The following is a 20,150-nucleotide window of genomic DNA, read 5'->3' on the forward strand; positions in this document are numbered from 1 at the left end:
CCGGCCAGGTAAGGATGGGGACATGTCGTTCACCTCCGTACGCCGTCTCGCTTCCGGTGCTGTCACCGCGGTTCTCGCCGCGGGCGTCCTCGCCGCCTGCAGCGGCCCCTCCCCCGACCCGGACGCTGAACGCCTCGCCGAAGGACTCTCTGCGCTCGACCTCGCGAAGGCCCCCGTCGACGACCCGCAGGCGACGGAGGCGCTCGCGGCCATCACCCGTGGCATGGACGACCTCAAGCCCACGGTGAAGGTCGAGCGCGTCGAGGAGGAGGACGACCGCGCGACGGCGACCTTGTCGTACACCTGGACCCTCGGACCCGACGTCGCGTGGGCGTACGAGACGAAGGCCGCGTTGACCCGCAGGGACGACTCCTGGGAGGCGACCTGGGACCCGTCGATGGTGGCGCCGGACCTCGCCGACGGACAGCGCCTGCGGGTGCGCACGATCGCCCCGCAGCGCGGCGACATCATGGGCGGCTCGGGCACCGCGCTGGTCACCGAGCGATCGGTCCTGCGGATCGGTCTCGACAAGGGGGCCGTCGAGCCCGCACGCCAGGCGAGCTCGGCGCAGGCGATCGCGCGCCTGGTCGGCATCAACCCCGGCGAGTACGCGAAGCGGGTGGCGGCCTCGGGCCCGAAGGCGTTCGTCGAGGCGCTCGCGCTCCGCACCGAGCAGGCCCCGCCGCTCGGCGCCGTCGAGGCGATCCAGGGCGGCATGGTGGTCTCGGACACGCTGCCGCTCGCGCCCACCCGTACGTTCGCCTCCGGGATCCTGGGATCGGTCGGTGAAGCGACCAAGGAGCTCGTCGACGAGAGCGACGGTCGTCTCCGTCCCGGTGACGTGACGGGGCTCTCCGGACTACAGCGCCGCTACGACGACACCTTGCGGGGCCGCAACGGCTACGTCGTGGAGGTCGTCAGCGACGCCGCCGAGGACCCTGCCAACCCGTCCCCCGAGCTGAAGCCGACGCCGGTGTTCGAGAAGGAGCCGGTGCCGGGCAAGCCGTTGAGGACGACGCTCGACCTGCGCATGCAGGAGCTCGGCGAGAAGGTCCTCGCCGGGACCAAGCCGCCCAGCGCCCTGGTGGCGATCCGGCCGTCGGACGGTGCGCTGCTGGCTGCGGCGACGGGCCCGGGCGCCGAGGGGCAGGCCATCGCGACGACCGGTCAGTACGCGCCCGGGTCGACGTTCAAGATCGTGACGGCGCTGGCGGCGCTGCGTTCGGGGGTGACGCCGCAGACGGTCACGCCGTGCCCGGCCACCACCGTCGTCGACGGCAAGTCGTTCAAGAACTACGATGACTATCCCGCGAGCGCCCTCGGGCGTGTCCCGTTCGCCGAGGCGTTCGCCCAGTCGTGCAACACCGCGATGATCGGGCTCCGCGGCAAGGTCGCCCAGGCGGACCTCGCGTCGGCGGCGGCCTCGCTCGGGATGGGCGTCGACCAGGACCTGGGCTTCCCGTCGTACTTCGGCTCCGTGCCCTCGCAGGCGCCGGAGACCGAGCACGCCGCCTCGATGATCGGCCAGGGCAAGGTCCTCGCCTCCCCGTTCACGATGGCGACGGTGTCGGCCTCGGTCGCGGCCGGTCGTACGGTCGTCCCCTTCCTGCTCCCGGACGTGGCCAAGCCGACGGTCGACTCGACGCTCACGGGCGCCGAGGCGCGTCAGCTGCAGGCGCTCATGCGCCGGGTCGTCACGAACGGGAGCGGCCGCGGGCTCGCAAGCCTCGGCGGCAAGGTCGGAGCCAAGACCGGCACGGCCGAGTACGGCTCACCCGTGCGTACCCACGCCTGGATGGTCGCCACCGACGGAGACCTCGCCGTCGCGGTCTTCGTCGAGACCGGTGAGTCCGGCTCGCAGACCGCGGGCCCTCTGCTGAAGCGGTTCCTCGCCGGCACCCGCTGACCCGCGAGAGACCTTCGGGACACCCGCGAGAGACCGCCACGTACGTCGCGAGAGACCGGCGGGCGTCCGGGTCTCTCGCGAGGGGGCTGGGAGTCTCTCGCGAGGGGGCTGGGAGTCTCTCGCGAGCGGGGTGGGGTCAGGCGAGGAGGGCGTCGACGAAGCCTTCGGGCTCGAACGGCGCGAGGTCGTCAGCGCCCTCACCGAGACCGACGAGCTTGACGGGGACGCCGAGCTCGCGCTGGACGGCGATGACGATGCCGCCCTTGGCCGTGCCGTCGAGCTTCGTGAGGACGATGCCCGTCACGTCCACGACCTCGGCGAACACGCGGGCCTGGGTGAGGCCGTTCTGACCGGTGGTGGCGTCGATGACGAGGAGGACCTCGGTCACCGGCGCCTGCTTCTCGATGACGCGCTTGACCTTGCCGAGCTCGTCCATGAGGCCCGCCTTGGTGTGCAGGCGACCGGCGGTGTCGACGACGACGGTGTCGTAGCCGCCCTCCTTGCCGGTCTTCACCGCATCGAACGCGATCGACGCGGGGTCGCCGCCCTCGGGCCCGCGTACGGTCGGCACGCCGACGCGCTCTCCCCAGGTCTGCAGCTGGTCGGCGGCCGCGGCGCGGAACGTGTCGGCGGCACCCAGCAGCACCGTGTCGCCGTCGGCGACGAGCACGCGCGCGAGCCGGCCGACGGTCGTGGTCTTGCCGGCGCCGTTGACGCCGACCACGAGGACGACGCCAGGCGCACCGTCGGCACCCTTCGCCGCGACCGAGCGGTCGTACGACGGGTCGACCGACGTCAGCAGCTCCTCGCGCAGGATCGCCTTGGCGCGCTCCGGGTCGGTGACGCCCTCGACCTTGATCCGGGTACGGAGGCGCTCGACCAGCTCCTGGGTCGGCGTGACGCCGACGTCGGCGGTCAGCAGGGTGTCCTCGATCTCCTCCCAGGTGTCCTCGTCGAGACGGTCCCGGCTGAGCAGCGCCAGCAGGCCACGGCCGAGCGACGTCTGCGACCGGGCGAGCCGCTCGCGCAGACGGACGAGCCGTCCGGCCGTCGGCGCCGGCTTCTCGATCTCCGGTGCCAGCGCTTCCTGCGTCGCGACGTTGCTGCCCTCGACGTTGTCGGTGTCGGCCTCGTCGATCTCCCCTGGCTCCGGCAGTGCCGGCTCGAGCCCGTCGCCGGTCGGCGTGGGCTCCTGCTCAGGGTGCTCGCGGAGGTCGTCGAGGCGACGGTCGACCGTGTCGGCAGGGGGCAGAGCCTTGCCGCGGGAGCCGATCACGAAGGCGGCGATGCCGCCGATCACGAGGACGGCGACGACCAGACCGATGAAGACGAAAAGGGTAGCTTCAGACACGGTCAACGATCCTAGTCGGCGCGTCGAGTCGTACGACGTGCGACGCGGCCGCGAGAGCGCGTTCGTCGTGGCTGACCAGCAGGATCGACCGTTGCGGAGCGAGCGCGACAAGGTCCCGGAGGAGGGCCTCGGCGGTGGCTGCGTCGAGGTGCTCGGTCGGCTCGTCGAGCACGAGCACCCGGTGGTCGCCGAGGAGCAGCCGCGCGAGACCGAGTCGTTGACGCTCGCCCCCGGACAGGCGGTTGCCGTTCTCGCCGACCTCCGTGTCGAGCCCGTCGGGCAGCCCGTCGATGAACGGTCCGAGCCCGGCAGCACCGAGCGCGGCCCGCAGGGTCACGTCGTCCGCGTCGGGGTCGGCGATCCGGAGGTTCTCCCGGATCGTGGTGTCGAAGACGTGCTCGTCCTGTCGCAGGGTCGCCACCACGCGACGCACCTGCTCGCCGGTGAGGTCCGCCAGCGGGGTCCCCCCGAGCAGGATCGTCCCTGCGCGTGGCGCCGCGAGGCGCAGCAGGACGGCGGCGAGCGTCGACTTGCCGGAGCCGCTGGGCCCGGCGACGGCGACGACCCCTCCTTCAGGGAGGTCCAGGTCGAGGCCGCGGACCAGGTCGGGCCCGTCGCCCCAGCCGAGAGCGACGTCACGCAGCCGGAGGTCGAACCCGACCGGGTCCGGCGCGGGCGCGACAGGATCGGGGACGTCCTGCGGGGCCGAGACGAGCTCCTCGACGCGGCGGCGCGACGCGGCCGAGCGCAGGTCCTGCTGCTCGATCGCGCTCAGGCCCTCCACCGGCTCGGCGAGTGCGACCGGGGCGAGGACGACCACGGCGAGGAGCACCGGCGAGAGCGCCCCGTCGGCGACCGCCACGACACCGGTCCACGCGATCAGGCAGGTCGCGACGCCGAGGCACAGGCGGACGATCAGCACACCGACGCCGTCGAGGAAGGCCGTGCGCCGCTCGGTGGCGGCGAGCAGGTCGCCGGTCCGCACCACCTCGGCGCGGGCCTGGTCGGCCGCTCCGTACGCGACGAGGTCCCGAGCGGACCGGACGGTCTGCGCGACTTCCCCGGCAAGGGCGCCCCGCAGGTCGGCGGTGGCCGCGTTCGTCTCGTCCCCGGCGAGGCGGACGACGACGATGACGCCGCACCACGCGGCCAGGACCGCGACAGCGAGGATGGCGCCGCCCAGCGGGAAGATCGCGAGCACGAGCCCGACGACGACCGCCGCCGAGAGCGCGGTGACGACCCGCGGGATCACGACGCGGACGATCCGGTCCTGGATCGCGTCGACGTCGGAGACGATGCGCGCGATCCGTTCGCCTCGCCGTCCGGCCGCCAGCCGCGACGGCGAGAGGCGTTCGAGCCGCTCGTACACGCTGAGGCGGATCTGCGTCCCGATCCGCAGCGCGCCGTCGTGGGTGAACAGCCGCTCGACGTAGCGCAGCGCCGCGCGGGCGATGCCGAACATGCGCACACCCGTGATCGCGACCATGAGGTACATGACCGGCGGGTGCTGTGCGGCACGCGAGATCAGCCACGCCGACAGGAGGAGCAGCCCGATGGACGACAGGCTGGCGAGGAGGCCGAAGAGGCCGCCGATGACGAGGCGACGTCGCGCGGTCGTCATGCGCTCGCCCCCGTCGCGGCGGGAAGCGCGACGACCGTGTCGGCGTCGGCGACGAGCGCGGGGCGGTGCGCCACGACCAGCACGGTGACCCGCGCCTCGCGCAGGCTGCGCCGTACCTCCTGCTCGGCCTCGGCGTCGAGGCCCGCGGTCGGCTCGTCGAGGATCATCACGGCCGCTCCCCCGAGACGTACCCGCAGCAGCGCCCGGGCGACCGCGAGCCGACGGCGCTCGCCCGCGGAGAGGTTCGCGCCGGCCTCGTGCACCTCTCGCTGCGGGTGCAGGTCGGGCGCTCCGGCGTCGCGCAGCGCTGCCGCGACGTCGTCGTCGGTGGCGTCCGGCGCGCCGAGGCGCACGTTGGCGGCGACGGTGCCGGCGAGGACGCCGGGGACCTGAGGCACCCAGGCCAGGCGGGTGCGCCACGACGTGAGGTCGAGCGCGGCGAGGTCGTACGACGTGCCGTCGGCGGCCCGTACGGTCACGTGGCCGGCGGTCGGGGCGACGAACCCCATCAGCACGTCGACGAGCGTGCTCTTGCCACAGCCCGAGGGGCCGGTCAGCGCGGTCACGCGCCCCGGCTCGAGCACCACCGACGTCGGGGGAAGGGCGGGGGTGCTGCGGCCCTCGTACGAGACGGTGACGCCGTCGACGACGATCGTGGCCCCCGTGAGGTCCGGAGCGGCGAGCGACTCGCCCGCTGCTCGACCAGCGGAGGTGCCGTCGAGGATCTCGTACACGTCGTCGGCCACCGACTGTCCCTCCGCAGAGTCGTGGAAGTGGGTGCCGACCTGGCGCAGCGGCAGGTACGCGTCGGGCGCCAGGACCAGCACGAAGAGACCCGTCATCAGGGCCATGTGGCCCTCGACGATGCGCAGGCCGATGGACACCGCGACCAGCGCGACGGAGATCGTGGCCACCAGCTCGAGGACGAACGAGGACAGGAACGCCAGCCGCAGCGCGCCCATCGTCTCCGCGCGGTTGCGCTCCCCCACCTCGGCGATGCCCTTGGTCTGGTCGCGCGAGCGGCCGAACACCTTGAGCACGACGAGGCCGTCGAGGACGTCGGCGAAGTGGTGCCCGAGGCGGACCATCGCGCGCCACCGCCGCTCCGTACGCTCACGCGTCATGTAGCCGACGAGCACCATGAACACGACGATCAGCGGCAGCGTGACCGCGATCGTGATCCCCGAGAGGGGGTCGGCGGCGAACACCGCCACGATCACGACGGCCGGCACGGTCAGGGCAAGCGCGAGCTGGGGCAGGTACCGCGCGAAGTACGTGTCGAGCTTGTCGAGACCCGGCCCGAGCAGGGTCATCACGTGCGTCGAGTCCGGCCGCGGCCCCGTGCCGGGCTGACCGTCCAGCAGGCTCGCGACCACCTCCTCGCGCAGCTGCGTCTTGACCCGGACCGCTGCCCGGGCGGACACCACGTCGTGGATCCATCCGAGCAGCGCCCGTGCCAGCGTCGCCACCGCGAGCGCGGCGACCGCCGCCGTGACGACCGAGACCAGTCCGGAGCCCTCGAACCCCTTCGACACGATCCGCGCGATGAACCACGACTGGGCGACGACCAGGCCGGCCATCACGGTCGCGATCACGACGCTGGTGACGAGGTACGCGCGCACCGCGCGGGAGCGGCGTACGAGGCGTGGGTCCAGCGGCCGGGTCGTCCCGGCGCGGTCGACGCTGCTCATGCCGCGCTGTGCTCCACCGGGGCGCCCGGGATGGACTCGACGCTGATCCGCTTGCGGAAGACCCAGTAGCTCCAGGCCTGGTAGCCCAGCACGATCGGGACGAAGACCACCGCGACCCAGCTCATGATCTGGAGCGTCTTGGGCGTGGAGGCCGCGTTCTCGACCGTCAGGCTGTACGCGGGGTCGAGCGTCGAGGGCATCACGTCCGGGAACAGCGCGACGAACAACGCGGTGACCGCGAACCCGATGGCCGCCATCGTGCCGATGAACGCCCACCCGTCGCGTCGGGCCCAGGCGGCCACGAGCCCGCCGACGAAGGTGAGAGCAGCCAGGCCGGACAGCGCCCAGACCCACAGCTCGTCGTGCTCGAGGCACGTCCAGGCGAGGAACACGACCGCGAGGACGGCGGCGACCAGACCCACCCGCAGCGAGGCGTCGCGCGCCCGCTCGTGGATGATGCCGCGGGTCTTCAGCGCGAGGAAGTTCGCGCCGTGGGTGAGGAACAGCGTCAGCGTGACCGCGCCGGCCAGCAGTGCGTACGGGTTGAGCAGGTCGAAGAACGAGCCGACGTAGTTCTTGTCGGCGTCGATCTCGACACCGCGGACGATGTTGCCGAACGCCACGCCCCACAGGAGGGCGGGGACGTAGGAGCCGAAGATGATCGCGGCGTCCCAGCGCTTCTTCCAGGTGGCGTCGTCACGCTGGTGGCGGTACTCGAAGGCGACCCCTCGGACGATCAGCGCCACCAGGATCAGCAGCAGCGGCAGGTAGAACCCGCTGAACAACGTCGCGTACCACTCGGGGAACGCCGCGAAGATGCTCGCTCCCGCGACGATCACCCAGACTTCGTTGCCGTCCCACAGGGGGCCGATCGTGTTGATCATCGTGCGGCGCTCGCGGTCGTCACGACCGAGGAAGGGCAGCAGCATGCCCACGCCGAAGTCGAATCCCTCGAGCACGAAGTACCCGATGAAGAGGAACGCGACGATGCAGAACCAGAGTGTGGTGAGTTCCATGATTCCTCTCCCTTCTCAGTAGGCGAACGCCATGGGCTTGTCTTCGGGCTGCTTGCCGGTCTCGTTGTCGGGATCGACGTCGGGCAGCCCCTTCCTGATCGCCGAGAGCAGCAGCTTGACCTCGACGACCGCCAGCGCGCCGTACAGGAGGGTGAAGACGATCATGGACGTGAGGACCGTGCCTGCGCCGACGTTCGGTGAGACGCCTGCCTCGGTCCGCATCAGCCCGAAGACGATCCAGGGCTGACGACCCATCTCGGTGAAGATCCAGCCGAACGAGTTCGCCGCGAGCGGGAGCAGCGGAGCCGCGACCGCCAGCCAGATCGGCCAGCGCCGGTCGCTCCTCGGGATCCTCCCCTTGCGGGTCGACCAGAGCATCCAGGCGCCGATCAGCATCGCGAGCCCACCGGCGGTGATCATCATGCGGAACGACCAGTAGGCGACGGGGATGTTCGGCTTGTAGTTGCCGGGGCCGAACTGTTCCTCGTACTGGGCCTGGAGGTTGTTGATGCCCTGCACCTCGCCGTCCCACGTGCCGGTGGCCAGGTACGACAGGATGTGCGGGACCTCGAGCTGGAAGAGCGGTTCGTCACCGTCGAGCGAGCCGATGGTGAGCAACGAGAACGGAGCAGGCTGCTCGGTCTCGTAGAGTGCCTCGGCCGCCGCCATCTTCATCGGCTGGACCTCGGTCATGACCTTGCCCTGGATGTCACCGGTGACGATCGTGCCGAGGCCGGCGACGATGAGGGTGACGGCGCCCAGGCGCAGGCTGGAGCGGAACGCGTCGGCGTCGACCGGCTTGCGGCGGATCAGCCACCACAGCGAGACCGCGGCGACCAGTCCGCCGGCGACCATGAACGCGCCGAACAGGGTGTGGGGCACGGTGATGAGGACGACCTTGTTGGTGAGGACGTCGGTGAAGCTCTCCAGCTCCGCTCGGCCGCGCTCCTCGTTGAAGGTGTAGCCGACCGGGTTCTGCATGAACGAGTTCGCGGCGAGGATGAAGTACGCCGACAGGGCGGTACCGATCGCGGCGAGCCACATGCACGCGTTGTGCAGCGCGGGCGAGAGCTTGTCCCACCCGAAGATCCAGATGCCGAGGAACGTCGACTCGAGGAAGAAGGCCAGCAGGCCCTCGACCGCGAGCGGTGCCCCGAAGATGTCACCGACGAAGCGGGAGTAGTCCGACCAGTTCATCCCGAACTGGAACTCCTGCACGATGCCGGTGACGATGCCCATCGCGAAGTTGATCAGGAACAGCTTCCCGAAGAACTTCGTCAGCCTGAGCCACTTCTCGTTGCGCGTGCGTACCCAGGCCAGCTCTAGACCTGCGACGAGGAACGAGAGCCCGATCGTGATCGGGACGAAGAAGAAGTGATAGACGGTCGTGATGCCGAACTGCCACCGCGCCAACTCGAGTGCTTCCATGTCTCTCCCATGGCTAACTTCATGTCACGCTAGTACCAGCGGTCCCTCCCGGCGATTCGGCACGTCACTCGTCGTCGGGCATCTACGACACGCTGTAGGAGACAACCTACTACGCATCGTCGTAGATCTCCCAGCGGGGTACGACGCCGTGTCGTAGCAGCCCGTAGACTGTCCCTCGTGGCACGACTGGGAGAACTCGAACGCGAGGTGATGGACCTCCTCTGGGACGCGGATGCCCCGCTGACCGGACGGGAGGTCCTCGACCTGCTCACGCCGACGCGTGACCTCGCTTACACGACGGTGACGACGATCCTCGACCGCCTGGCGCGCAAGCACGTCGTCGCGCGCGAGCGCCACGGCCGCGCCTTCACGTACGCCCCGCGGGTCGGCCGCGACGAGCTGACGGTCACCCTGATGCACGAGGTGCTCGCCTCCGCCGGCGAGGACCGTACGGCGGCGCTCGTCCACTTCGCCGAGACCGCGAGCGTCGACGACGCGCAGGCTCTGCGGGACGCGCTCGCGCGCATCGAGGCGAAGAACGCGCCTCCGCCGGCGGCGGAGCCCGTCGAGCTCGAGACCCCGTGACCACCCCGCTGCTCCTGGGCCTGATCGGCCTCGCCCTCGCCCAGCCCGTTCCCGCCCTCCTCGCGCGGATGGAGTGGCCCTACCGCGCGCCCCGCGCCGCGGTCGTCCTCTGGCAGGCGCTGGCGCTGGCCGCGATCCTCGCCATGGTCGGCGCCGGCCTCTCCGCGTCTCTGTGGCTCGTGGTGCACGAGGGCGCTCCCAACCCGGCGCCGGACGCCTGGCGGGTCGCCCTGCACGTCGCCTTCATGGCCCTGACCCTCGTCGTCGTGCTCCGGACCGCCTGGTCGATGATCGTGGTCGCCATCGAGGTACGCGCCGTCCGCCGACGTCACCGGACCCTGGTGGACCTGGTCGCGAGCCGCGACGCCGCCGGCCGCTCGGTCCGCATCCTCGACGCCCCCGAGCCCCTCGCGTACTGCCTGCCCGGCATGGACGCCCGCGTCGTCCTCTCCCGCGGGACGCTCGCCTCGCTGGAGCCCTCCGAGCTGGAGGCCGTCCTCGCCCACGAGCGCGCGCACCTACGGGCTCGCCACGACCTCGTGCTCGACGCCTTCACCGCGCTCCACCGCGCCTTCCCCCGGGTGCTGCGCAGCGACGCCGCGCTCGACTCGACCCGGGTCCTCGTCGAGCTGCTGGCCGACGACCACGCGCGGCGCGCGAGCGGCACCACTCCCCTGGCGCGTGCGCTCGTCAAGATCGGCACCCAGCCCGCCCCGGCCGGGACGCTCGGCGCCACGACGACCCTCGTACGCCGGATCGAGCGGCTCGAGGAAGACGGGAAGGGCCGCCGCGAGGCAGCTGCGTGCTACCTGACGGCGGCCCTCGTCGTGCTCGGCCCGACGATCAGTCTCGCGGTGCCCTGGATGAGCTCAGCGTGGGCAACCCTGAGCTGACGTCCTCGCGGTCCCGTGCGTTCGGGTGACGTCCGATCCCCGCCCGCTGCGCGAGCGACTCGAGAAAGCGATCGAGCGGCTCTGCGGCGGGCAGGTTCTCGGGCAGGCGCTTCCCCTGGTAGGGGTAGGCGAGCACGGCCGCGAGCAGGACGGCGGCAAGGACGATGAGCAGCATGACGGGCACGATGACGATGGCCGGCGACATGAAGTGAGAACCCCCCGGATCGGTCTCATTCGGACTGCTTCAGGTTCTCATACCGTCGGCCGTTCGTCGGATCGGGGCACGACGACCCGGCTCACGCCCCCGTTCGGTCGTCGAGCACGGGGTCGCTCTTCGTCCCCCCAGCGCGACTGCTGACGTCACGGATGCCGAGCCCGATGAGGATGAAGAGCAGGCCCACCGCCGCCGCCATCGCGGCCACGCCGAACGCGAGGACGGACGTGAACAGCGACGCCTGCAGGAAGGCCGAGTCCATCGCGGTCTCGCGCAGCGGGTCCTCGCGGTCGAGCTCGGCGTACGTCTTCCCGCCAGTGATGTCGAGCGTGTGCTTGTCGATGACCTTCGCCTGGCAGTAGGCGCTGATCGGACCCCGGACCGGGTCACCTGCGGCGCAGTCGGCATCGTCGGCGACGGTGATCTTCTGGTCGGACAAGGTCGTGGAGACGACCACCCAGGTGGCGATCGAGGCCACGATCATCAGAGCACCCAGAATGATCGAGGCGATGGAGGCTGTCTTGCGCATGACGGTCCCTTCGAAGGGTCGGATCTCGTTCTGCTGACACCTCTGACCTATCGCCGCGCACCGGCGCTGGCAATCCACCGCGCCGACGAGCGCGATACTGAGCCGCAAACGTGTTCGACCCGCGGCGGCGCCCTGCGTACGCTCGGCGGGTGCCTCTCCCCCGCGTCCGCATCGTGCACCTTCCCCCGTCAACGCTCGCCGCGCTGGCCGACGGCGACCTCCACGCCGCCAACGCGACCTCGCCCGTGCCGTTGTCCGAGGGGTTCGTCGCCGACAGCTTCCGGGCGGTCTGGCGGCTGCGGGCTCGCCAGGTCGTCGAGGACCCCGCCGCTGCCGCGTGGGTGACCGGCGCGGTCTGGGACGAGGACGCCGAGATCGCCGTCGGGCGGGCCGGGTTCCACGGACCGCCCGACGACGACGGGATGGTCGAGATCGGGTACGAGATCGATCCTCCGCACCGCCGCCGCGGCTACGCCCGGGCCGCCCTGGCGACGCTGGTGGACCGGGCCGACGCCGACCCGGCCGTCCAGGTCGTGCGCGTGACGATCGCCCCCGACAACACCGCGTCTCGCGACCTCGCGCTGCCGTACGGGTTCGTCCACGTCGGCGAGCAGTGGGACGAGGAGGACGGGCTCGAGCTCGTGTACGACAGGCCGGTACGCCGTCCTCAGCCGCGCCGTGCGTCGTCGCCGGTTCCCGGGGACTCGGCAGGGTAGCTCTCGACGATCTCGGCCGCAGCGGCGCGCGCCGCCTCCTCGTCGACCTCCGGCGCCTCGCCCGCCTCTGCCGCCTCGTCGGCCGCGGCCTGCGCCTCTTCGACCTCGGTGAGCCGCTCCTCGATGACCTCGGCGCGCGCGGCGACGTCGGCACCGGACAGGTCTCCGCTCGCCTCGCCCGCGTGCGCGTGCACCACGAACTCGGTCAGCAGGAAGAGGCTGACGTCGTCGTCCGTGCGCTCCTGGCCGACCTTGAACGGCTTGTCGATCACGTCGATGATCCGCAGCAGGTAGACGAAGAAGAACGACAGGAACCCGACCGTCACCAGCGACTCGACGTACCCGCCCATGTCGGTGAACATCAGCATCACGAGGATGATCGCGACGAGGCTGGTGATCATCGCCTTGGCCGACGGCAGGAACTCCTCGCGCTGGATGTGGTAGACCCGCAGCGTCGACTTGCGCAGCGCCGCCTGCTCCGAGCGCAGCCGGACGATGTAGTTGGCGGGGACGTCGGACTCCTCGAGCTCGAGCAGCGAGTCGCCCAGCTCCTCGACCGCGTTCTGGCACTCGCGCCCGGTCCCGTCGTTGATGTCGGCGCGCAGGCCGGTGACGACGGAGATCAGCCGCTGACGGAGGGTCGGCAGGTCGGGCTTGCCCCACACCGCGCTCATGGCCTCGCCCTCACGCAAGAACGTATAGAGGCTGGCGGCGACGTCGGTCGGCGCACGCTCGGCGTCGCGGTAGTCCGAGAGCGTCCCCGCGACGACGAGACCCATGACGAACACGCCGCCGCCGATGATGCTCGAGGCCAGTGGCGTCGTCTCCATCCCCGTGACACCGACCGACCACAGGACGGCCCGGATGACGACCAGGACGGCGACGACGAGGATCGTCTCCCCCGCCACGCGATAGTTGCTCAGCAGACGCTTCATTGCTCCCCCGATGGATGTGTTTGCTCCTGCGAACGACACCCTAGGGGCTGGCGGACGACCGCGCCGGAAACCGTCGTCCTCGCGGGTCACCGCACCAGCGGAGCCACCACCGTACGGATCGCGTCCGGCACCGGCGTGACCTCGCGGCCCGCGCGGGTGACGTAGACGTGGACGAACCGCCCGATCGCGGCGGGCTCTGGCACCTCGCCCTGGAAGAGCCCGATCTCGTAGACGATCGAGGAGGTGCCGAGCTTCTCGACCGCGAGCCCGACCTCGACGTCCGCCGGGAAGCCGAGCTCGCGCTTGAACCGGCAGCCGGTCTCGACCACGAGCCCGATCGCGTCGAGCCGACGGATGTCGGTGCCGGTCGCCTCGATGAGGTAGCCGTTCACCGCCGTGTCGAAGTACGAGTAGTACGTCACGTTGTTCACGTGGCCGTACACGTCCTCGTCGGACCAGCGCGTCGTGATCCGTCGCAGCACCGGGAAGTCGTCGCGTGTCGGGAGAGTCTCGCTCACGCGCCGACGATAGCGGCCTAGGCCGGCTCGGCCTCGCGCATCCGCTGACTGATCACGGCCGAGACGCCGTCACCGCGCATCGACACGCCGTACAGGGCGTCGGCGACCTCCATCGTGCGCTTCTGGTGCGTGATCACGATGAGCTGGCTGTTCTCGCGCAGCTCCTCGTAGATCTCGAGCAGACGTCCGAGGTTGGTGTCGTCGAGCGCCGCCTCGACCTCGTCGAGGATGTAGAACGGGCTGGGCCGTGCCTTGAACAGCGCCACCAGGAAGGCGACCGCGACCAGCGACCGCTCGCCACCGGAGAGCAGCGACAGGCGCTTCACCTTCTTGCCCGGGGGACGCGCCTCGACCTCGATGCCGGTCGTGAGCATGGACGACGGGTCGGTGAGGACCAGCCGCCCCTCGCCGCCGGGGAACAGGCGCGAGAACACGCCCTCGAACTCGCGGCTCACGTCCTCCCAGGCGCTGGTGAACACCTGCTCCACGCGCTGGTCGACCTCGGTCACGATGTCGAGGAGGTCCTTGCGGGTCTTGCGGAGGTCCTCGAGCTGCTCCGAGAGGAACTTGTGCCGCTCCTCGAGCGCCGAGAACTCCTCCAGCGCCAGCGGGTTGATCTTGCCCAGCAGCGCGAGGGCCTTCTCGGCGGCCTTGAGCCGCTTCTCCTGCTCGGACCTCACGTACGGGACCGGCTCGGGGTCGGGCTCGTCCTCGGCGGCGTCGGCCGGACGGGGTACGGGCACGAGCGCCTCAGGTCCGTACTCCGCGACGAGCGCGTCGGCCTCGATGCCGATCTCCTCCAGCGCCCGCGTCTCCAGCGCCTCGATCCGCAGCCGCTGCTCGGCACGGGCGACCTCGTCGCGGTGCACCGAGTCGGTCAGGCGCGCGAGCTCGACGGAGAGGTCGCGCAGCTGTCGTCGTACGTCGGCGAGCTTCTGCTCACGCTCGGCCCGAGCCGACGTGATCGCGTCCCGCGCCGTCTTGGCCGCGGCGAGCGACACCGCGAGGTGCTCCAGGACCACCTGCGTCGCCTCGCCCACCGCCCGCGCGGCGGCACCCTCGCGGCGCATGCGCTCGCGTCGGGCACGGTCACGCTCGCGCGCGGCACGCTCCTCGGCGGCGCGACGGCGCAGCCCTGCGGCACGGCCGGAGATCGCGCGGGCGCGCTCCTCGCTCGTCCGGAGGGCGAGGCGTGCCTCGGTCTCCTCGGCGCGCCGCTGCTTCGCGACCTCCCCGAGCTGGTCGAGAGGAGCGGTGTCGGGCTCCTCCTCGGGAGCGCTCTCGGCGTCGGCCAGCCGCTGCTCGAGCGAGGCGAGCCCGGACGACGCATCGTCGCGGGCCTTCTGCGCGTTCGCGATGGCCTGCGCGAGACGTGCCGCCTCGTCGCGGGCCGCCTTCACCGTCGAGCCGAGCTGGGCAAGCTTCTCGGTGAGGGCGTTGGCCTTCGCCTCCGACTCGCGCCGCTTCGCCGTCGCGACGTCGAGCCGCTGCTTGGCCTCGTCGCGCTGCGTCTTCAGGCGGGCGACCTCGGCGTCGAGCTCCGTACGACGTCGCGCCACGTCGCGCAGCCCTTCGGCAGCGTGGTCGACGGCCGCCTGCACTTCGATGAGGCTCGGGACGTCCTGGGACCCGCCGGCGACGTAGTGGCTGCCGACGACGTCTCCGTCGCGGGTCACCGCCGTCACCGACGGCTCGCGCTCGACGAGGTCACGGGCCGCGGCGAGGTCGTCGACGACCGCGACCCGGTCGAGGAGGCGGCCCAGCGCGGCGAGCACGCCCCTGGGCGCCTCGACGACGTCGACCGCGTACGCGGCACCGCCGGGCAGTGCCGGCCAGCCACTCCGCACAGGCTCGGGCGCCGACCCCACGACGAGGCCCGCGCGCCCGTCCTCGCTCGTCTTGAGCGCGTCGACGGCGGTCAGTGCGGTCCGGAGGTCGTCGACGGCGACGGCATCGGCGGCAGGGCCGAGGGCAGCGGCGACCGCAGCCTCGTAGCCGGTCCGTACGGTGACGACGGCGGCGACGGAGCCCAGGACACCGCCCAGGCGCTCGGCAGCCCCGAGGACCGCTCCCGCGCCGTCCTTGCGGGAGAGGCCCATCTCGAGGGCCTCCTTGCGCGCCTCGAGCCCGGCGCGCTCGCGGTCGGCGGCGTGCACCGCGTCCGTGGTCTTGGCGAGCTGGTCGGTGAGGTCGGCGAGCGCAGCCTCGGCGCCCTCGATCTCGGCGGTGAGGCCGGTCTCGCCGGAGTCGAGCCCGGCCACCTGCGTCTCCGCGACGGTGAACTCGTGCTGGGCACGCTCGGCGCGCTTCTCAGCGAGGTCGCGGTTCTCCTCGAGCCGGCCGATCTCCTCCTCGGCCGCGAGCACGCGCGTCCGCAGGGTGTTGACCTGCCCCGTCAGACGGGCCAGGCCCTCTCGACGGTCGGACGCGGCGCGCAGGAGGTCGGCGATGCGCCGCTCCTCCGCCTGGTACGCAGCCTCGGCGGCCTTGCGTACGGCGATGGCGTCCTCGAGGCCCTTCTCGGCGCCGGCGACCTCCTCGGAGATCGCCTTCTCCTGAGCCTCGAAGCGGCCGGCCTCCTCCTCGAGCTCCTCGGGGTCCCGGCCCCGGCGCTCGTCGGTCGGCATCGCGGCGGCGTTGCGCACCCGCTCGGCGGCGAGGCTTGCCGTGCCCTGGACGCGGTCACGGAGGTTGTTCAGGCCGTACCAGGTGTCCTGGGCGGCCTGGAGCCGCGGCGCGTCCTCGCGCAGCGCGTCCTCGAGCGCGGCCTCCTCGGTACGCATGGCGGCGACGGAGCCTTCGACCGCGGTCCGCTTCAGCCGCAGGGCCTCCTCGTCCGCGAGCTCTGACTGCAGCTGCTCGCGCGCCCGCACGACGTCGTCGGCGAGGAGACGGGCTCGCGCGTCACGGACGTCGGCCTGGACGACGGCGGCCTTGCGGGCCACCTCGGCCTGCCGCCCGAGAGGCTTGAGCTGGCGGCGGATCTCGGCGAGGAGGTCCTGGAGCCGCGTCAGGTTGCCCTCGGTGGCCTCGAGCTTGCGGAGCGCCTTCTCCTTGCGCTTGCGGTGCTTGAGGACGCCCGCCGCCTCTTCGACGAAGCCGCGACGGTCCTCCGGCGAGGCGTGCAGGACCGAGTCGAGCTGGCCCTGGCCGACGATGACGTGCATCTCCCGACCGATGCCGGAGTCGCTGAGGAGCTCCTGGACGTCGAGGAGACGACAGTGGTTGCCGTTGATGGCGTACTCGGAGCCGCCGTTGCGGAACATCGTCCGCGAGATCGTGACCTCGGCGTAGTCGATCGGCAGCGCGCCGTCGGAGTTGTCGATCGTGAGGACGACCTCGGCACGGCCCAGCGGGGCGCGGCCGGAGGTGCCGGCGAAGATGACGTCCTCCATCTTGCCGCCACGCAGGGACTTCGCTCCCTGCTCGCCCATGACCCACGCGAGGGCGTCGACGACGTTGGACTTGCCGGAGCCGTTGGGTCCGACGACACAGGTGATGCCGGGCTCGAGCTGGAGGTGGGTGGCGGACGCGAAGGACTTGAACCCACGCAGCGTCAGGCTCTTGAGGTGCAAGCCATGCTCCTTCGCACGACGACGGTCGGACGGCGCTGAGGTGCAGCCGGGCGGCTGCGGGCAGCGGGGAAGGATGCCGGTCTCAGCGTAGGTGACCGACGGGGGTCGTCCGTCGCGCCACGCCCGGACCGCGCGACATCGCTCGCGCGCCGGGAACCGCGGATCAGGAGCCGGCGGGCTCGAGGAGATCGGCGGTCGAGAGGTCCACGCGACCGAGGTCGGAGGAGCCTGCCAGCTCGTCGTTCTCGTGCTTGAGCCGGATCACCTCGGCCTCGAGCTCGGCGATGCGGCGTCGGAGCTGCGCTTCGCGGGCCTGGTGGACGTTCGGCGTCGCCACGTATCCGAGGAGAGCCTTAGCCATCGGAATCCTTCGCATCGGGAGTGGTCGGGTCGGCGCACACACCGATCCGGCGAGGACGAGCCGGGACGGCGGACTACGCCGTCTCCCAGTGTCGCACCGACGGGGCAATCGGGTCAATGTGGCCTTGCCCTCCCCCTCCTTCGCCCGCGAGTCACTCCCGGCCCGGCGGCGGGTGACTCGCGGGTGCGCCAGGAGTGACTCGCGGCGTGGGAGGTAACGAATTCGCGACAGTGGTTGACGAAGGTTTGTTAGTACGCTGAACTAACAACTGTGATCCAGCCGACAGACGCCTCGCGGGAAGCACGGACGGTCCCCCCGTTGCGCCAGCGGCCGTCGCGCCGGGCGACCGAGAAGGTCCTCGCGTCCGACACCCGCCGCCACCACCTGTCGCTGATCCTCCAGTGCCTCGCCGACGAGGGCCCGCTGAGCCGCGCCGACCTCTCCCGCGCGACGGCTCTCACCCGCGTCACCGTCTCCGACCTCGTCAACGAGCTGCTCGCCGACGGCCTCGTGCGCGAGCTCGGCACCAAGCCCGGCGCCCGTCCCGGCAAGCCCGCGACACTGCTCGGCCTCGTCCACGACGCCGCCCTCATCGTCGCGCTCGACCTCTCTGACGACACCGTGCTGCAGGGGGCGCTGCTGGCACTGGACGGCGAGATCGTCTCGCGGCACTCCGTCCCCCTCGGCGACGCGCGTGGCGACTCGGCGGTGGACCGCGTGGTCGAGCTGGTCCGCGCCCTCGTCGACGCGTCCGCCCGGCCCGTCCTGGGCGTGGGCATCGGCACGCCGGGCGTGGTCGACGACGCCGGCGTCGTCCTCCAGGCGCCCAACCTCGACTGGTACGACCTGCCGCTGGCCGAGACGGTCGGGGCCCGGGTGGGACTTCCGGTCTCGGTCGCCAACGACGCCAACATCGCCGCGCTGGCGGAATGCACGTTCGGAGCCGGCGACGCCGACGGCCTGCTGCTCGTCGCGGTCGGCCACGGCGTCGGTGGCGGCATCCTCATGGACGGCACGGTCCTGGGCGGGCCGCTGCTGTCCGCCGGAGAGATCGGCCACGTGGTCGTCGAGCCGGACGGCGCTCCCTGCGCGTGCGGCAACCGCGGTTGTCTCGAGACCGTCCTCGCCGTCCCCCACCTGCGAACCCGTCTCGCCACTGCCAGCGCCAACGCGGTCGAGTCCGAGCTGCGCGCGGTCGGCGCGACGCTCGGCACGGTCCTCGCTCCCATCGTCACGACCCTCGGCGTCACCGACGTCGTGCTCTACGGCCCCGCCGAGCTGCTCGACGGTCCTCTCCTGGAGGCCGCGCGCGACACGGTGACGGCGCGGAGCATGCCGGCGATCGCCGAGCACCTCGACGTGCGGATGGCGTCGCTCGCACGCGACGTCGTCCTCACGGGCGCAGCGGCGCAGGTCCGCTACGCCCAGCTAGGGGTCGTCTGAGACGAGCCCTCCCCGCTCCTCTCGTACGACTCTCCCCCCGGAAGGCCTTCCCCCGAGGCCGTCACCCCTGAAGGAAGACACCATGAAGAACCTCACGCGACTGGCGGTCCTCGGCGTGGTCTCCGCACTCGCCCTAACCGCATGCGGGTCGGACTCCGACGACGCCTCAGGCGGCACCACCGTCGTCAAGCTCTGGCTGGCCGGCGAGAAGGACACGCCTGAAGAGCTCACGACGTGGCTCGAGAAGGAGTACGAGGCCCAGAACGAGGGCACCGACCTCAAGATCGAGCGCATCGACTGGGGCGAGCTGATCCCGCGCCTCCAGACCGCCCTGAGCGACGCCGGTCAGACGCCGGACGTCTTCGAGATCGGCAACACGCAGTCGCCGACGTTCACCTCCGTGGGCGCGTTCACGGACCTGAGCGACAAGCTGGCCGACCTGGGCGACAACGTCGGGCCGGAGAGCTTCCTCGAGGCGGGCGCGTACGACGACAAGCAGTTCGCGGTCCCGTACTACTGGGGCTCGCGCTACGTCTTCTACAGCAAGAAGGCGTTCGCCGACGCCGGCATCCAGCCGCCCGCGAACCTGGCCGACTTCAACAAGGCCGCCGTCACGCTGAAGGAGAAGTCGGACGCGAAGGACTTCTCTGGCTTCTGGGTGCCCGGCCAGGACTGGCGCAACGGCATCTCGTGGATCTTCGCCCACGGCGGCGACATCGCCGTCCAGGAGGGCGACGCGTGGGTCGGCAAGCTGGCCTCCCCCGAGAGCCTCAAGGGCCTCCAGGAGTGGAAGACGCTCTCCGACAAGGCCAGCACCGCGCCGAAGGACGGGCTCGACGAGGAGTCGTGGGTGCCGTTCAACAACGGTGAGGCCGCGATGTTCATGGCCCCGGGCTGGGCGCGCTGGAGCGTCGAGGAGGACAAGGCTGCCGACCTGGGCGGCTTCGCGCTCCCGGGTGTCGGTGGTGGCGCGGCTCCGGTGTTCGCCGGCGGCTCGAACATCGGCATCTCCGCCAAGTCGAAGAAGCAGGAGGAGGCGTTCGCGCTCCTGCAGCTGATCTACAGCGACGAGTACCAGGCGAAGCTCGCCGAGAACGGCCTCGGCCCGGCCAACCCCGACTTCACCTCCAAGATGGGTGACGACGAGTTCGCGCAGGCGTCGATCGCCGCCGCCTCCGGCTCGAAGCTCACGCCCGCCTCCCCGCACTGGACCGAGGTGGAGACGACGAAGGTCATGGAGGAGTTCTTCGGCAAGGTCGCCGGCGGCGCGGACGTCGCCAAGACGGCCGCGGAGTACGACGCGAAGCTCGAGGCGATCCTCAACAAGTGACGTGGAGACCCCGCCGTGACTCCCCCGGCGCGGCGGGG

Annotated in this window: 17 protein-coding genes; 6 read left to right on the forward strand and 11 right to left on the reverse strand. The window is 71.5% G+C overall.

What is annotated here, in order from left to right; translation table 11 throughout:
* Positions 1-22 precede the first annotated feature (22 nt).
* On the forward strand, positions 23-1,906 hold the full coding sequence (locus NYZ95_RS04500) for a penicillin-binding transpeptidase domain-containing protein (protein ID WP_262849138.1): 1,884 nt from the start codon (positions 23-25) through the stop codon (positions 1,904-1,906).
* A 136-nt stretch (positions 1,907-2,042) separates the two neighbouring features.
* Here NYZ95_RS04500 and ftsY read toward each other — a convergent pair whose 3' ends face one another.
* From ftsY to NYZ95_RS04525, 5 genes are read right to left on the reverse strand one after another with little or no spacing between them, the layout of a single operon-like run.
* Complete coding sequence (gene ftsY / locus NYZ95_RS04505) at positions 2,043-3,263, reverse strand: signal recognition particle-docking protein FtsY (RefSeq protein WP_372500450.1); 1,221 nt, start codon at positions 3,261-3,263, stop codon at positions 2,043-2,045.
* Positions 3,250-4,878: a thiol reductant ABC exporter subunit CydC gene (gene cydC, locus NYZ95_RS04510; RefSeq protein WP_262849141.1), complete on the reverse strand. Its 1,629-nt coding sequence runs from the start codon at positions 4,876-4,878 to the stop codon at positions 3,250-3,252. Before cydC ends, ftsY begins: the two co-directional genes overlap by 14 nt.
* Positions 4,875-6,569, reverse strand: a complete 1,695-nt coding sequence (cydD, locus tag NYZ95_RS04515) for a thiol reductant ABC exporter subunit CydD (RefSeq protein WP_262849143.1) — start codon at positions 6,567-6,569, stop codon at positions 4,875-4,877. The genes cydC and cydD overlap by 4 nt, the downstream gene beginning before the upstream one ends.
* Positions 6,566-7,585 (reverse strand): cytochrome d ubiquinol oxidase subunit II, encoded by a 1,020-nt coding sequence (cydB, locus tag NYZ95_RS04520; protein ID WP_262849146.1) that lies wholly within the window; start codon positions 7,583-7,585, stop codon positions 6,566-6,568. Before cydB ends, cydD begins: the two co-directional genes overlap by 4 nt.
* 15 nt (positions 7,586-7,600) lie before the next feature.
* Positions 7,601-9,013, reverse strand: coding sequence for a cytochrome ubiquinol oxidase subunit I (locus NYZ95_RS04525; RefSeq protein ID WP_262849148.1), 1,413 nt, complete (start codon positions 9,011-9,013; stop codon positions 7,601-7,603).
* A 177-nt stretch (positions 9,014-9,190) separates the two neighbouring features.
* Between NYZ95_RS04525 and NYZ95_RS04530 the strand changes: the two genes are divergently transcribed.
* Both NYZ95_RS04530 and NYZ95_RS04535 read left to right on the forward strand, forming a co-directional pair.
* Positions 9,191-9,598: a BlaI/MecI/CopY family transcriptional regulator gene (locus NYZ95_RS04530; RefSeq protein ID WP_308212222.1), complete on the forward strand. Its 408-nt coding sequence runs from the start codon at positions 9,191-9,193 to the stop codon at positions 9,596-9,598.
* Positions 9,595-10,491 (forward strand): M56 family metallopeptidase, encoded by an 897-nt coding sequence (locus NYZ95_RS04535; protein WP_262849150.1) that lies wholly within the window; start codon positions 9,595-9,597, stop codon positions 10,489-10,491. The genes NYZ95_RS04530 and NYZ95_RS04535 overlap by 4 nt, the downstream gene beginning before the upstream one ends.
* Here the strand turns inward: NYZ95_RS04535 and NYZ95_RS04540 are convergent.
* Positions 10,442-10,666 carry a hypothetical protein gene (locus NYZ95_RS04540; protein ID WP_262849153.1) on the reverse strand — a complete coding sequence of 75 codons (225 nt, stop codon included), beginning with the start codon at positions 10,664-10,666 and terminating at the stop codon, positions 10,442-10,444. The two genes, NYZ95_RS04535 and NYZ95_RS04540, sit on opposite strands and share 50 nt — an antisense overlap.
* 121 nt (positions 10,667-10,787) lie before the next feature.
* On the reverse strand, positions 10,788-11,234 hold the full coding sequence (locus NYZ95_RS04545; RefSeq protein WP_262849155.1) for an aromatic ring-opening dioxygenase LigA: 447 nt from the start codon (positions 11,232-11,234) through the stop codon (positions 10,788-10,790).
* Between the two features lie 149 nt (positions 11,235-11,383).
* Between NYZ95_RS04545 and NYZ95_RS04550 the strand changes: the two genes are divergently transcribed.
* Positions 11,384-11,950: a GNAT family N-acetyltransferase gene (locus tag NYZ95_RS04550; RefSeq protein WP_262849157.1), complete on the forward strand. Its 567-nt coding sequence runs from the start codon at positions 11,384-11,386 to the stop codon at positions 11,948-11,950.
* On the opposite strand, the gene NYZ95_RS04555 is transcribed toward NYZ95_RS04550, so the two are convergent.
* The 4 genes from NYZ95_RS04555 to NYZ95_RS04570 form a co-directional block, all read right to left on the reverse strand.
* Complete coding sequence (locus tag NYZ95_RS04555) at positions 11,902-12,885, reverse strand: hypothetical protein (protein WP_262849159.1); 984 nt, start codon at positions 12,883-12,885, stop codon at positions 11,902-11,904. The two genes, NYZ95_RS04550 and NYZ95_RS04555, sit on opposite strands and share 49 nt — an antisense overlap.
* 86 nt (positions 12,886-12,971) lie before the next feature.
* Positions 12,972-13,403: an acyl-CoA thioesterase gene (locus NYZ95_RS04560; protein WP_262849161.1), complete on the reverse strand. Its 432-nt coding sequence runs from the start codon at positions 13,401-13,403 to the stop codon at positions 12,972-12,974.
* Positions 13,404-13,420: 17 nt separating this feature from the next.
* Positions 13,421-16,978, reverse strand: coding sequence for a chromosome segregation protein SMC (gene smc / locus NYZ95_RS04565; RefSeq protein WP_262849163.1), 3,558 nt, complete (start codon positions 16,976-16,978; stop codon positions 13,421-13,423).
* Positions 16,979-17,141: 163 nt separating this feature from the next.
* Positions 17,142-17,339: a hypothetical protein gene (locus NYZ95_RS04570; RefSeq protein WP_262849164.1), complete on the reverse strand. Its 198-nt coding sequence runs from the start codon at positions 17,337-17,339 to the stop codon at positions 17,142-17,144.
* Between the two features lie 270 nt (positions 17,340-17,609).
* Here NYZ95_RS04570 and NYZ95_RS04575 point away from each other — a divergent pair, with 270 nt between their 5' ends.
* Both NYZ95_RS04575 and NYZ95_RS04580 read left to right on the forward strand, forming a co-directional pair.
* Positions 17,610-18,782 carry an ROK family transcriptional regulator gene (locus tag NYZ95_RS04575; protein WP_262849165.1) on the forward strand — a complete coding sequence of 391 codons (1,173 nt, stop codon included), beginning with the start codon at positions 17,610-17,612 and terminating at the stop codon, positions 18,780-18,782.
* Between the two features lie 82 nt (positions 18,783-18,864).
* The gene (locus NYZ95_RS04580; RefSeq protein ID WP_262849166.1) at positions 18,865-20,112 is read left to right on the forward strand and encodes an extracellular solute-binding protein; all 1,248 of its coding nucleotides are present in this window, start codon (positions 18,865-18,867) and stop codon (positions 20,110-20,112) included.
* Positions 20,113-20,150 lie beyond the last annotated feature (38 nt).

This window comes from Mumia quercus (assembly GCF_025506335.1).
Taxonomy (GTDB): Bacteria; Actinomycetota; Actinomycetes; order Propionibacteriales; family Nocardioidaceae; genus Mumia; species Mumia quercus.